The organism is Bradyrhizobium sp. LA2.1 (assembly GCF_040547725.1).
GTDB classification, from domain to species: domain Bacteria; phylum Pseudomonadota; class Alphaproteobacteria; order Rhizobiales; family Xanthobacteraceae; genus Bradyrhizobium; species Bradyrhizobium barranii.
In genome coordinates this window covers 25,012-38,149 of sequence record NZ_JBEPQI010000037.1, presented here as the reverse complement: position 1 = coordinate 38,149, position 13,138 = coordinate 25,012, and the positions used below count along the sequence as shown (strand labels likewise).

Sequence of the window (13,138 nt, the reverse complement as noted above, 5' to 3'; positions counted from 1 at the left end):
CTTGCCTGTGATGATCCTGGCGACCGGCGCCGGCCTCGTTGTTGCCCTGGCGTTCGCAGCGTGGGGCGCCGGACTGCGCATCAACATGACGCCGAGCTATCCTCGCGGCCTGTGGCGCATCGCGCCGCTCGATCGTGCGGTCGCGGTGGGCGATCTCGTATTCATCTGCCCGCCGGACACAGTGGAGTTCGAACGCGCCTTCGACCGCGGCTACATCCGGCGGGGACTGTGCGCCGGGGGCTTAAGCCCGCTCATTAAGACCGTCGCCGCGCTCAGTGGTCAGCGGGTCGATATCGCCGAACGGGTGTCAATCGACGGAAAGCCGCTGCCCGATTCCGATGTCCGGCACAGGGATGCCGCCGGCCGTTCTCTCTCACCGTTTGTCGGCGGCGTTATTCCTGCCGGCGAGCTCTATCTCCACTCCGATTTCCGAGGTTCCTATGATTCCCGATATTTTGGGCCGCTCCCGTCATCGGGCGTCCTCGGCCTCGCACGGCCCATTCTCACCCTCAGCCCATAGGGTCTGGCGCGCAGCGGCAATGGTCGTCGCGGCCGCCGTGGTTGGCACTGTGGCCTGGAGCGGCGAGGCGCTCACCTTGCCGCTCGCCTGCGCCTTCCCGACGCTATGGGCGTTTGCCCCATCGCGGATCGCCGCGGCCATGGTCTCTGCAGCCTATTTCCTGGCCGCCTCGCGCGGGCTTCCGCAAGGAGCGGTCAATTTCTATGGCGCCGATTTTGGCGTCGGCTTCGCCTTGTGGATCGGCGCCGCGGCGGCCTTCGTCCTCGTCCATGCCGTCGTCTGGCAAAGGCAGCCGGGATGGGCGAGGGCGCTTTCGTTTGCCTTTGCCGCGATGTTGATGAGCGTGCCGCCGTTCGGGATCGTCGGATGGGCGCAGCCGGTCACGGCGGCCGGCGTTCTGTTTCCAGGCTGGGGCTGGTGGGGACTGGCGGCGACCGCGGCCGCGCTCCTCACGATGACGACGCGCAAATGGCCGCTCGCCGCGATCGTCGCGACCGGCCTTTGGACCTGGTCGGCGTCGCAGTGGATCGCACCCTCGCAACCGGACGGCTGGGTCGGCCTCGACACCTGGCTCGGGAGCGCGCTCGGCCGCGCCCCCGATCTCGAACAATCCCGCGTGCTCCTCCAGCGCGTGCGCGAGGCTGCCGGGGGTGGCGCGCGCGTGATCGTGCTCCCCGAAAGTGCGGCCGGGCTGTGGACATCGACCACGAGCGGCTTCTGGATGGATGGTCTGCGCGGCACCGGCACCACGGTGATCGCCGGCGCCGCGATCGTCGATCGCGAAGGCTATGACAACGCCATGATCGAGATCGGCGCCGGCTGGGCGCGCGAGCTCTATGGCGAACGGATGCCGGTTCCAATCTCGATGTGGCAACCCTGGCTTGCCTGGACCGGGCAGGGCGGCGGGGCTAGCGCGACTTTCTTCGGCAATCCGGTCGTCGAGTCCGCCGGCCGGCGCGTCGCACCCCTTATCTGTTACGAGCAGCTACTCGTCTGGCCCATCCTGCAGTCGATGCTCCATTCGCCCGACGTGCTTGTCGCCATCGGCAACGATTGGTGGACCTCCGGCACCAGCATCATCGCGATTCAAAGAGCCAGCACGGAGGCCTGGGCTCGACTCTTCGGCCTGCCGCTCGTGCTCGCGTTCAACACCCGAAGGGGGTCATCATGATCGATGCCGCGACCATCCACCAATGCGCCGATCCCGGTCTGAAGCCCGGGGTCGTCGAGAAATTTATCCGGGTAGCCGGATCGCCCGATCCGCTCGCCGTCACCATTCGCGCGGGAAACCGCGTCATCCTCGTGATGCCTCCCAAGACGCCGGATGACGCCATGGAGCTCGTCCGCCGCTATGTCGGCCAGGCCATGGTCCGTGTCGGCGTGACGCAGTATCCGGCCGGGCTCGGCGTCACCGACGTCGCCGAACTCAAGCCTGATCTGGTCGACGTCTGCGCCAATATCAGGATGGGCACCGCGCTGTTCGGCAAGGTCTACCGCATCGTTGTGAAATGGTATGGCGCGCCGGTCGATGAAGCATTCGGCGATGCGATCGATGCCTGGAAGACGGGGTATTTCGATGGGAAATACGTGTTCGACCAGCCCGATCCCGGCAGCCTCCCAGCCCACAAGGACGAGCTCGATATTGGTGACAAGCCTTTGAAGGGCGATGACGCGGCGAAGTCTGCGACCGTCACGGACAACGGCGCCCGACAGGTGAAGGAGCCGGACGATCCGAACAAGGCAGGCATCCGGATCGATTTGACCGTCATCGGCGTCGACAAGCCGAAATAGCCCGCATGCGGGGGCATAAAGCTCGGCGCTGCAAGATCGCTCTCGAGCCGCTCGTTCTGCTCTTCAATCTCCATCGGCAGGACTGCAGGGTCTCGTCGATTACGTGCGGGGCCTTTTGTCCCGATTGCGCCTTTTGTCACCAAAACTGCACCCATTTCGGCGAAAATCTCATTGTGGATCGCTGACGAGGGCGTGACGCAACACGGCTAGCGACGGAACCGTCTTCGATCTATAAGGAATCCTAGGGCAGTACGCGCTGCCTCGGGGCTTAGAAACCCCTCGATTAGCGGTTGGTGCCGGCCGTGACGGCACCGGGATCCTCTGACCAATTGGCCGGGGGCCTGTGACGTATGTCCAGGCGCCTCGGTGCTAAAGGTCACAGGGACCGTCTAATCGCGGTTTTCTAACCCCCGGCTTGGGCTCAAGGGATTATCGTCGGCGGGGGCGCACCGCGGACCAAGCGTGTGTGAGAATTGTGGCATCGAATAATGATGATGTATCGCCCGGCGCGGGGCTCAACTGCGATCTTGAGGAAATCTTTGGCGGATTGGCACAGCCTGAGCTTGAGCGTCTGACCATCGACGCCATTCGCGAGTATCGGGCGAGCGTCGCGCTCGCCGAGACAGCGCGACTGGAGCGGCTCGCCGCAGAGTCCGACAAGAATTGTTGTCCGGAACGCCGGGCCGAGCTTCAACGCATCCACCAGCACGCGGAAACGGAACACCGGGCTCGCCAACTCGTTCTGAACAACCTCGTCGATCGGCTCGGCTACGTTCCGAACGTCCCGACCCGATAGGCTGCGAGCCAACGCACCGCACGCTTCACCTACTGAGCGAAATCGGGGCCGACGTCGTAGCTCACGCATTTTCCGCCTCAGTCGCCTACACAAGGTGAGCGCGAGGATTCCATTGCCGCTCATCCTGAATGACTCGGCTAGATGAGCGTTTTTTCCATGGCGATACGGACGGCCTGTTGGAGATTACTGGCCCCGAGTTTGTCGCGCGCATTGTCCAGATAGAACTGGACGGTTCGTGACCTGATGCCAAGCAGGTCGGCAATCACGTTCATCGACTTGCCGTGCGAGGACCAGCTGAGCGAGGTCGCTTCCTGCGACGACAATGTCACTTCGCCGGTTCTGAACGAAGAAATGGGCAGCAGGCTGAGATGAACGTGAATGTGGGCAAGCGCCAACGCCGCCTGCATCGGATCCCACGGCGGGAGCTCGACACGCCGCCGGTTGGACGCGAGGGTGATCATTGCTGTACGGCCAAAACTTGTCCTGATCGGGATGGAGACGCCGCAGCGGATGCCGAAGTCCGTCGCCTCGGAATAGAATTGCTTGATCTCGCGCGAGCTCCTGCGCACGTCGCGGTCCTCGGCCGACCAGGCGAACATCCGCATGTTGCGCTTGGCAGTCGTCACAACGGGATCGATGACCGTATAGTGCTTTTCCAAATACAGATTTCGCCATTCCGCAGGATAGTCACTTAGCGCAACGACATCATCGGCGTGAACATGAACGTAGGCATAACGGTCGAAACCGGACGCGACGGTAAAATTCTTGATCGCATTGCGTATGGAGCGCTCGTCGTGTGTCACGTCGACGGCGTCAATCAACCCTTGTAGATCCACGTAAGTTCCTCCTTTGGCAATCTTGACCCGTGGGTCGACCACCATTTTCTTGTTTTTCCGATCCGACGATCACTTCGAGCGTCTCGATGAAATTCAACCTCCCTTCGTTGCTTAGTCTATTGACTCGTCCGATCGTGCTATGCGCACGTCATTTGCCTGGTGAATCGATCCCGTTCTTCGATTCAGATGATCGATCGATGCGACTGCGACTCGCGGTAAGGCGATCCGGCACGTCGCTTCACATTCTCATCGAATTCGGGGACGCCTTGCCGGTGGTCAAGGAGAGTGGCTCGAAGATTGCCGGCCACGAGTGACGCGTGCACGTAGATGGTCGCTCGATCGCTTTCGCCTCGTCGACGGCCCTTGAAGCGACGGCTATTGCCATCCGTTTCATCCACGATGCGCCGGGCGGCAGCGCCCTCATTCTGATCGCCGCGCCGCACAGCGCCATACTTTACGGACCGAGCGATCCAGAATGGTGTTGGCAAGTGTGGGACAGATGTTGTAGTTGCCCGCAGGTAACGGGCAAAACGCGTCAATTAGACTGCGCGCTCCTAAGCCCAAGCGGCCAGGCATTTGGGTTGCGTAGAGAATTGTTCGTCGTTGGCCCACATTGCCTTTGAATCGAGCAGAGGATCGCCAACCTCTGGTGGATGATCGCCTCGAGCTTCGTAGGCGCATTTGAATACTCGGCCTCTGATCGGCGCGCCGACGCGCTGGCTCTTTGCTGTGGGCGTAATCGTCTTCGGCTAGCGTCCGCACATCGCGGACCCATTGATGCAGGTTCGACCAAGTTCTGTTTGGAACGAAGCCTAGGCCGTCTGCGTGACGCTGCACCCTGAACATAACCTGTTTGATTGGCCAGTCCCAGGCAATGAATCGCAGAAGTAGAACGATTTATCATATTAGTTGATAGATGCTCCTCGGCGTCATTTGTTTCTGGCCGTCCTGCGTTTATCCAGGCGGGACTGCCGCCGGCAGCGTTGGCATCTATGGATTAGGGCTAGCGAGCCACAAGGTTGCGCGCGAGTAGATGTGCGCCCTCACGCCCTCACGGCAGCAGCGCCAGTCAGGAGGCGTGCTTGCAGATTCGACGTGAGTTGCGCGAGGAGTCCGGTTGCGCTTACCGTGCCGCTGACGGGGCACCGATTCCCGTGTCCCAGGCGATTGAGTTTCAATGGCCACGCCACGGGATTCAAAAAAGCTCCGTGTCCAAAGCATAATGCGTCCAGCAAGATAGAGGAGGTGCTCGCAAAGAATGCCAAACTCGTGCAACTCGGCCCTAACCAGGAGTCACGTTGGCGATGGCGAAAAGGGGGCTCTCAAAATCGTCACGATATCAATTTCGAAGTATGATCTCCAGCGAAGTATAGTAGCTATTCCTTCCCACGATGTGAACGCAGCTTGCGACCTTTAAGCAATGTATTATTGCGACCTCTAAGCAATGTATTACGAGGCCCCGCACGTTCGGATGGCCGAACAAACAATTCAGACAAATGAACGTCGAGCGCTTCGGCGATGCGGTCCAGAACATCAATCGACGGGTTTTTCGATTGCCGCTCAAGGCTAGCCATGTACGAGCGATTAATGCCGGCCTCGCAAGCCAATTGTTCTTGCGAAATACCTCGGATCAAGCGGATACGACGGACGTTCCAAGCCACAAGCGCACGAGTTTTCATACCAAAGCATGCCGTTCGCGCCGATATCAAACCACTGGATATAACCCAACATTTTCGGTCCAGCCACGAGACGGCAGGAGGGGAGTGCAGGACCTTGCTTGCCGCCGGCCGAAGCGCTATCTCAAACTCCGCTGGGCTGTTGAGAGTCGTATGGACGTTCGTTGAGTAGATGGAAGCGGCGCGCCATCTGGCTGGAAAGAAATCCAGAATGGATGTATAGTGAAGTACCCAGCACAACTCCCGACCAAGGCTAACGAATATTCCATAACGAAGATTATGCGAATCAGAATCAGCAGCGGACAGCTACTATCGCTTCTGGTTGGACCAGAGACATGTGAAGAGCCGCGCCACTAGCGTTCGTCGACCCGCTGGATCCACGTGGCCACGTATTACCCGATACGGCTTCGGCTGAGTAGGCTCTCGGGTTCATAAAGCCTTCCGCGCATGGACACGGGATCGAACGTATCCTCGCGGAAGATCCACGATGCTGGCGAATGCGCAATTCCTACAGGCGGTTCGCCCCAGTCGTTCGCGTTCCTGATTAGCTTAGCCCGCGTCACGATTGCTGTCGGCACGACCGCCAGAACAGGGGCATCGTTGCCCGCGAAGCCCCCTTCCCGGTTGGCTTGCACCGCGAGCACCACGCACTATTCGCTGATAGGGGTAAAGACGAAGGCAGGTAGGAGTGACTGAGTCTTCCATTATTCGTCACGAGGTGTTCATTGCTACATTAATCCTGTAACGCGAGGCGATGCTTTTATGCTGGCGCGGCCGATACCGGCTGCATGGCCGACATAATTGCTGGAAACGCTGGATATGACTTCCGAACTTAACAGGCGCGATTTTCTTCGCGGAACTGCCGCCGCGGCCGCCGGTGCAGCACTATCCGGGCCAGCTCTAGCGCAATCGAGGCCGATCACGCTGCGCATCATGACGAGCACGCCGAAAGAGCTCTACGACGGCCTCTGCGCCGATTTCACGCAGAAGCAACCGGCCATCCGCATTACCGTAGACACGCCTTCGCCGGATTATGACGATCTCTCCTTACGGGTTCTCCGGGCTTCGATTAGCGGTGACATTCCAGACATCGCGTTCCAGGGATTCAATCGAATCGATCTGCTGGCCCAACGCGGTCTTGCGATGTCCTTGGACTCCCTTATTGACGCCGAGGGCGATCTCGCCACGCTGGGCTATCAACCGCCGCTTCTCGACATGACCAAGTCTAACGGAAAGGTCTTTGGTCTGCCATTTGCGATTTCCTCTCCGACGCTGTTCTACAATCTCGATCTGGTAGAGAAGGCAGGCGGAAATCCGGACAAGCTACCAGCTGACTGGCCCGAAATTATTGATTTGGGTAGAAAGATCCGAGGGCTCGGCGGCGGCACAATGGGCCTGCATTACGCCTATATCGGCCACTCGGGCGTCTGGACCTGGATGGCTCTCATCATGAGTCAGGGCGGCAGAATCCTGACGCCGGATGGGAGGGATATTGCCTTCGACAGCCCAGAAGGCCTAGAGGCCTTGGAGCTATTTAGACAGTTTGGTCAAGCTGGCCAAATCGAGATGTCGCTAGATCAGACCCGACAGGCATTCTCGGGCGGGTCAATGGGAATCCTCGGCACCGCCAACAGCTATCTACGCTCCGCCGAAAAGGCCGCAGCGGGCCGCTTCCGGGTTCGCACGGCGAACCTGCCGCTCAAGCCGAATGGCAAGTTACCAGTTGGCGGAAACGCTGCGACGATCCTGACTAAGGACCCTGACCGCCAGAAGGTCGCGTGGGGTTTTGTCAAGTTCATGACTGGTCCGGAGGCCCAAACGAAACTCGTCAATACCACCGGTTATATCCCTGCAAATGATATCGCGGTGAAGAAGCCAGAATTGCTTGGCAGGTTTTTCGCTGAGAACGCCAATGCGAGAGTGGGCGTCGAACAGCTTCCGATCCTAACCAAGTGGCCTGGCTTCCCAGGTGAGAATGCGATCAAGATCACTGATCTTATCCGGGATCGCATCCAGTCCGTCGTGACATTGCGCCGTGAACCGAAGGCGGCACTGGATGACATGGTCCGCGATGTTCGAGCCCTCCTTCCGCGGGCCTGAATAGACTTCCTGATGTCTCGCTGAATCAGTGATCCCCGACGGTATCGGGGTTTTGCAACCCAAGGGTTTGGATATGCGGTTTCCAACTAAGTGCGTTGGTATGCATCGTTGTGGCTTTAAGCGTCCTAAGTCGATCGCCAATCTTATTCGCGGTCAACGGGCGGCGAGCACATTGGCACCTCGTCGTGCGGGGCCGTTGGGTGTAAGTCCCACCGTTATTTCACGCGCTGACCTCACGTCGTTGCCGTTGAAACGATTCGCCTCACCATTGGGTCGGACCTCGCGTTCTAAGGGCTGGGGCGACGGCGAGAAGCAGCGTCGCGTCGGTTACACCGATCCCTGAGTTGACCTGATGGGAGTGCGTCTCTCCCTCGTCAGCTGGGCACGGCGCGCTACGAGCTAACACCGACATCTACGATCTCTCTTTTATCATCCTACGCAGAAAGCATAGGGGGTCTATGTTTGCGTGCTCATTTGGGGGCTTTAGTGTTGAGAGCAAATCTTCGAGACGAATCGAATCTTGCGCGGCGATCATCTGGCAGGTCGACGGCATCGCGATGGATCGCGACTACCGCCATGATCGGTTGCGCAGTTTCGTATTCATCATCCGGCGCGTATGCTGAGTCGCTGGACGAGCTAAAGCAGCTAAAGCAAGAGCTGAAACGTCTCCAGAGTCGCGTTCGCTCACTTGAAACTGCCGAGCGAACGGGAGCCCGCAACGATCCTTCTCCGTCCAAGATGACGAAACTGACGCCGAAAGAGGCGGCGGCTCAAGCGCACGCCGACGCGGCACGTGCCCAATCTAAGGCCGCCGATGTGCCCGTCGCAAAGACCGGAGTCGGCTACGTCAACGTATGCGATGTGTACGGCCCGGGCTACTTTTATATTCCAGGCACCCGCACCTGTATGAACATCGGCGGCTATGTTCGCACAGACTTAACTACGGGCAACACAACCCGTGGGTCGGACATCGGCTCGTTTCGAAGCGGAATTCTGCCGGGTGCGAGCGATCGCGGGACTTACAAAGACGCTGAAAACTTCGAAGCGTCCGTGAACTTCAAGGCAAAAACAGCCACTGATTGGGGTGTGGTGAATTCGTTCGTCAACTACCGCCTTGACTACGCAACCGCCGCGAGCCAAGCCGCGACTACATCCGGTATGCCGTCGATCGCGCTCGATTGGGGCTACGTGGAGATGAATGGCTTTAAGATCGGTCGCGACGAAACAAATTATAATTTTCTCGTCTATAACAACATCTTCCGGATATTTGAGCCCTTCTCTGAATACAAGGTCAATCAAGCGGCTTATACCGCGAATTTAGGCAATGGCCTCACAGCCGCGATCTCCGTGGAAGATCCGACCACCGGTGGCTCCATGAGGTCAAATACTCCTCCCTCGGCCACCAGAACTCGCAGAAGCGGTGCTTCATTCGTCTACGGTTCTATGGATCTTCCGGACGTGATTGGCAACCTGAGGATCTCGCAACCGTGGGGCGCCGCTCAGCTCTCGGTCGGCTACCATCAGAACTACGGCTCCGCAGCCACCCCATACACCGCGAATGGTTACGGAGGACAGGCGGCCGTCAGCTTCAACATTCCTACATTAGGCGCCGGGTCCAGGGTGAGCTTCCAGGGCGCCTACTCCGTTGGCGCTACCGCTTTAGCCTACAGTTGGGGCTATCAAGGTGGCACTGCTGGTATTTCCAGTGCGGATCTTGGTGCTGACGCTGCCGTCGCCAATGGGGTCCTCAAACAGGCCCGCGAGTGGACAGTTGGAGCGGTGCTTGAGACACAACTTACGCCGACGGTAGGGTTCGACATGTCGCCAGCCTACTACTCGTTCAGCAACAGGAATACCGCCGGCGCCTTAGATTTCAAAGGTCTCGAAATCAGCGGCCAGCTAAGGTGGACGCCCTTGGGTCCCGAGTTAGTGATCTACCCAGAAGTCGAATACCGCCACATCGATGTCTCGGCTGCTACGGTTGCGGCCGGCAATGCGACGTTCCGCAAAGCCGACGCCTACGTCTACAACTTGCGCATCTTGCGCAAGTTCTGATTTGCGCAGCCGCATGTCTGAACTACCCCAGCTACATTTCGCAATTCGTCACCACATCGAACTCGATAATGAGGAGTCTATGGGGCACAAGCATCAATGCGACCGACAGCGGTGTTGAGCATCGTCATGGATCGCGCGCACTATTCTGCCCTCATTTTACGGCGGGGATGTTTTGTCTGAGCCGGGCAAGTGAAGAGTTTCGGATTATTGTTGGCCTCGTCAAGGAAGCGGACCATCTCAGTCTTGAGTTCGCGGACCGATTGGAAGGCGCCGCGCTTGAAGCTCCGTTTGGAAAGTACTGGCGAGGAAGCCTTCGACGACATCGAAATGCGGGATGACGACGTGGCGTGAAATGCAAGTTAAAGCGCGGATTGGATTGCGATCCGGGCGAGCCGCGAGCGAACGCATCCCGCCCGAACCACGGTCTAGCAGCAACCGTCAGCGGGTGTTCGGTCGGCGGCCCAAAATGGATCCGCATCTGGGGCTCCCCTGATAGAGGTTCCAATCATGCCAACATTCTTGAGCGCTCTGTTTCGTCGTCCACCTTGCTCATTTCCGAGACTGCCAGAGTTGATTGGCCGATCTCGAATATGCGGTCGGCAACAGCAGTGCCGACCTCCTCATCGTGAAAGATTCCGACGATTGCCGAACCGCGAGACTTCGCCTCGTTGATCAGGTCGATGACGGTTTGTCGGTTCTCCGCGTCGAGAGAGGCTGTCGGCTCATCCAGCAGCAGGATCGGGTAATTGACAACGAATCCTCGGGCGATGTTGACGCGCTGCTGCTCGCCACCTGAGAAGGTGGCCGGTGCAAGCAACCAGAGCCGTTCGGGTATGCGCAGCCGTGCAAGCAGGGTTTTCGCGAGCGCCTTGGCGTCTTCGGGCGGCATGCCGTTGGCGATGGCGGGTTCGGCGACGACGTCGACGGCAGCCACGCGCGGAATAACACGCAGGAACTGGCTGACATAGCCGATCGTGCGACGGCGGATCTCCACAACTTGCCAGGGCTCGGCGGCGAGCACGTCGACGATCTCGCCAAGGTGTTCGACAAAAAGGTGGCCGGCAGTCGGCTTGTAATTCACATAGAGCGAGCGCAAAAGCGTCGACTTGCCGGCGCCGGATGGGCCATGGAGGCGGACGCATTCGCCGGCCCTAACCGTAAGTTCGACATCCTCAAATACAGGGAGCACGATGCCGGCCTGGGTGTGGAGCGTAAAGGTCTTGGACAGGCCCTTGGCATGCATGACCGTACGGGGGGGGCGAGTTTCTGTGGTATTGCGCAATCGAGCATCCGTCATCACGAAGAGATCGTTTTTGAACCGATCCCAAAACCGGCAAAGCGGCCGCCGCGGGCGAACTCATAATAAAGCCCGGCTCCATCATGAACCCAATTACCGATGTCGAAATCTACCATACGACGCGGTTCATGCGTTCGGACATCGATTTCATTGCCGAGCCTGACCTCGGTCCATCCGACACGTTTGCGCCCGCCAAAGTGCGGACGCCACTCGCCGGCCATATCCGTAACGAAAGCTGTGCTTGGTGCCCAGACATGCCGGATACCATCGATCAGACGATCCCGGCTCTGGTGCATGTCGCCGCTCAACAGAAGCTGGATTCTTCCCGCGACGAGATGGGGACTCAGCATGGCGCGGCTTTCGGCAGGCATGAACCAGCCGGTCACATCGAATTCGGATAGCGCGGTGTCACAGACGGCCATGTGCGATAGGATAACGACCCGTCGCGAGCCGGCTTGCGTTATCGAGTCCTCCAGGAACCTCTCCTGTTCTGCTTCTGCTGCGAGCCCCGATGTGAGAATCATGCTGTTTAGCCCGATGATTCGCCAGTCGCCTATGTCGAATGACCAGAAATCCCGACCTATCGTTTCTAGATAGCGATTGCGCCGTTCCTCGGTGACGGCCGCTTCGGCACTAGCTGACTTGGCGATATCGCCGATGTCATGATTGCCAGGAACTGCCAGCCATGGGCATGGCAATCGATCGAGTTGCCGCCGCGCAAACCGAAGGTCTGACGGATTGTTTGCCCCATCAAGAGCAAGATCCCCACCGACAAGAACAAGATCTGGTTGTTGCCGGGATAGTTCATCGAGCAGGACTTCCCAGTTGAACTGAAAGAAAGGCCGCTCTTCAGAAAGATGTGGATCGGAGACGAAAGCAATGAACGAGGAGGCGGTCATGATGTTTCTGGGGTTTGAAGTTAATAGACGATGCGGCCGGCGCGCCATACTGATCGGATGACCGGTAGGTCGTTGTGAACGCGCACCCGCACGAGATCAGCGCGTTTACCCGCGCTTATTTCTCCTCGATCGTCGAGGCCAACGCATGCAGCGGGAGATGCCGTTACTGTGGCGATCGCCCTCGGCAGCGACCAGCCGACCGTCTCCCCGGTCAGCAAAAACGCAGCATGCAGGAGGCTCGCCGGGACATAATCCGAAGCCAAGATATTGAGTAGGCCCGATCGCGCACATTCACCGGCTGAGAGATTGCCGATATGCGATCCTCCGCGTACCAGATTAGGGGCTCCCATCACCACCCTAATATCTCGCTTGCGCGCTTCGGCTGCAGCGAGATGAGTCGTCGGAAACTCGGAAATCGTGTTGCCGAGTTCGTCTGCCTCGAGAACATGATCGAGTGTCGTATCGTCATGGCTTGCCACCACGATGCCCGTCTCTCGGCAGATTTCAGCGATGGCTCTGCGATTTATGGTAGCGTATTGATCTCGGGCTTCCTGTCGGGCCGCTAGGATGGCGTCAAGTGCCGCATCAGATGCACCGGTCCTGCGCTTCTGATGCACCTTCCATTTCCGCTCGTCGGGGAAGGTCCGCTGTCCAGGCGTGTGGTCCATGAGTGAAACCAGCTTCAGCCGGGGCAGCTCCTGCAAAGCAGCAAAACGCGGCACAATGTCGGGCTCGATGATCTCGCAACGTAGATGTATGAAATGATCGGCGCGCAGCAGGCCTTCATTCGCGGCCTCCTCCATGCCCTGCAGCATACGCCCAAGAGAGGCGTTGCGATCGCTGTCGAACTCCTCTCCTACCAGTCCAAAACTGTCGAACATCGTGGTGATGCCTGAACTGATTACCTGCGCATCGTAGGAGACAGCCGCCGACACCGCAGGCCAGTAGACGCCAGGCCTCGGCATAATGTGCTTCTCCAGATGATCGCTGTGAAGATCGACTAGACCCGGCATAAGGAAGTCGCCCTCAAGGTCGATCGCTCCGGTGGGCAATTCGCCGCCGGCCTCAATGCCTATGATCCAGCCGTCTTCAACTTTCAGATGGCCCTGCACTACCTCGTTCGGCAATAAAACTTGCGCATTGCCAAGGGTCATCCGCGTCATTTCTG

General features: G+C 59.0%; 12 protein-coding genes. 7 read left to right on the top strand and 5 right to left on the bottom strand.

The features are described from left to right. Nucleotides 1–10 precede the first annotated feature (10 nt). The 4 genes from traF to ABIB95_RS42765 all read left to right on the top strand — a co-directional run bounded on the left by traF (nt 11) and on the right by ABIB95_RS42765 (nt 3,107). Nucleotides 11–520 (top strand): conjugative transfer signal peptidase TraF, encoded by a 510-nt coding sequence (gene traF / locus ABIB95_RS42780; protein WP_354248696.1) that lies wholly within the window; start codon nt 11–13, stop codon nt 518–520. Beyond that, nucleotides 441–1,691: a conjugal transfer protein TraB gene (locus ABIB95_RS42775; protein WP_502917932.1), complete on the top strand. Its 1,251-nt coding sequence runs from the start codon at nt 441–443 to the stop codon at nt 1,689–1,691. The genes traF and ABIB95_RS42775 overlap by 80 nt, the downstream gene beginning before the upstream one ends. Next, nucleotides 1,688–2,311 carry a TraH family protein gene (locus ABIB95_RS42770; RefSeq protein WP_354248695.1) on the top strand — a complete coding sequence of 208 codons (624 nt, stop codon included), beginning with the start codon at nt 1,688–1,690 and terminating at the stop codon, nt 2,309–2,311. Before ABIB95_RS42775 ends, ABIB95_RS42770 begins: the two co-directional genes overlap by 4 nt. A 475-nt stretch (nt 2,312–2,786) precedes the next feature. After that, nucleotides 2,787–3,107 (top strand): transcriptional repressor TraM, encoded by a 321-nt coding sequence (locus tag ABIB95_RS42765; protein ID WP_354248694.1) that lies wholly within the window; start codon nt 2,787–2,789, stop codon nt 3,105–3,107. A 137-nt stretch (nt 3,108–3,244) separates the two neighbouring features. Here ABIB95_RS42765 and ABIB95_RS42760 read toward each other — a convergent pair whose 3' ends face one another. Further along, nucleotides 3,245–3,988, bottom strand: a complete 744-nt coding sequence (locus tag ABIB95_RS42760) for an autoinducer binding domain-containing protein (protein WP_354248693.1) — start codon at nt 3,986–3,988, stop codon at nt 3,245–3,247. A gap of 41 nt (nt 3,989–4,029) precedes the next feature. On the opposite strand from ABIB95_RS42760, the gene ABIB95_RS42755 reads away from it, so the two are divergent. After that, a complete protein-coding gene (locus tag ABIB95_RS42755) occupies nt 4,030–4,257 on the top strand; it encodes a hypothetical protein (RefSeq protein ID WP_354248692.1) in 228 nt (75 codons plus the stop codon). A gap of 1,062 nt (nt 4,258–5,319) precedes the next feature. Here the strand turns inward: ABIB95_RS42755 and ABIB95_RS42750 are convergent. Further along, entirely contained in the window at nt 5,320–5,622 is a 303-nt protein-coding gene (locus tag ABIB95_RS42750; protein WP_354248691.1) for a helix-turn-helix domain-containing protein, read from the bottom strand. 816 nt (nt 5,623–6,438) lie between these two features. On the opposite strand from ABIB95_RS42750, the gene ABIB95_RS42745 reads away from it, so the two are divergent. Together ABIB95_RS42745 and ABIB95_RS42740 are read left to right on the top strand one after the other, a co-directional pair. Further along, on the top strand, nt 6,439–7,719 hold the full coding sequence (locus ABIB95_RS42745; RefSeq protein ID WP_354248690.1) for an ABC transporter substrate-binding protein: 1,281 nt from the start codon (nt 6,439–6,441) through the stop codon (nt 7,717–7,719). A gap of 576 nt (nt 7,720–8,295) precedes the next feature. Beyond that, complete coding sequence (locus ABIB95_RS42740) at nt 8,296–9,774, top strand: porin (RefSeq protein ID WP_354248689.1); 1,479 nt, start codon at nt 8,296–8,298, stop codon at nt 9,772–9,774. A 505-nt stretch (nt 9,775–10,279) separates the two neighbouring features. On the opposite strand, the gene phnL is transcribed toward ABIB95_RS42740, so the two are convergent. From phnL to ABIB95_RS42725, 3 genes are read right to left on the bottom strand one after another with little or no spacing between them, the layout of a single operon-like run. Continuing rightward, nucleotides 10,280–11,017, bottom strand: a complete 738-nt coding sequence (phnL, locus tag ABIB95_RS42735; RefSeq protein WP_354248715.1) for a phosphonate C-P lyase system protein PhnL — start codon at nt 11,015–11,017, stop codon at nt 10,280–10,282. A gap of 53 nt (nt 11,018–11,070) precedes the next feature. Continuing rightward, nucleotides 11,071–11,970: a metallophosphoesterase family protein gene (locus tag ABIB95_RS42730; protein ID WP_354248688.1), complete on the bottom strand. Its 900-nt coding sequence runs from the start codon at nt 11,968–11,970 to the stop codon at nt 11,071–11,073. Between the two features lie 20 nt (nt 11,971–11,990). After that, nucleotides 11,991–13,133, bottom strand: a complete 1,143-nt coding sequence (locus ABIB95_RS42725; protein ID WP_354248687.1) for an alpha-D-ribose 1-methylphosphonate 5-triphosphate diphosphatase — start codon at nt 13,131–13,133, stop codon at nt 11,991–11,993. Nucleotides 13,134–13,138: the final 5 nt, after the last annotated feature.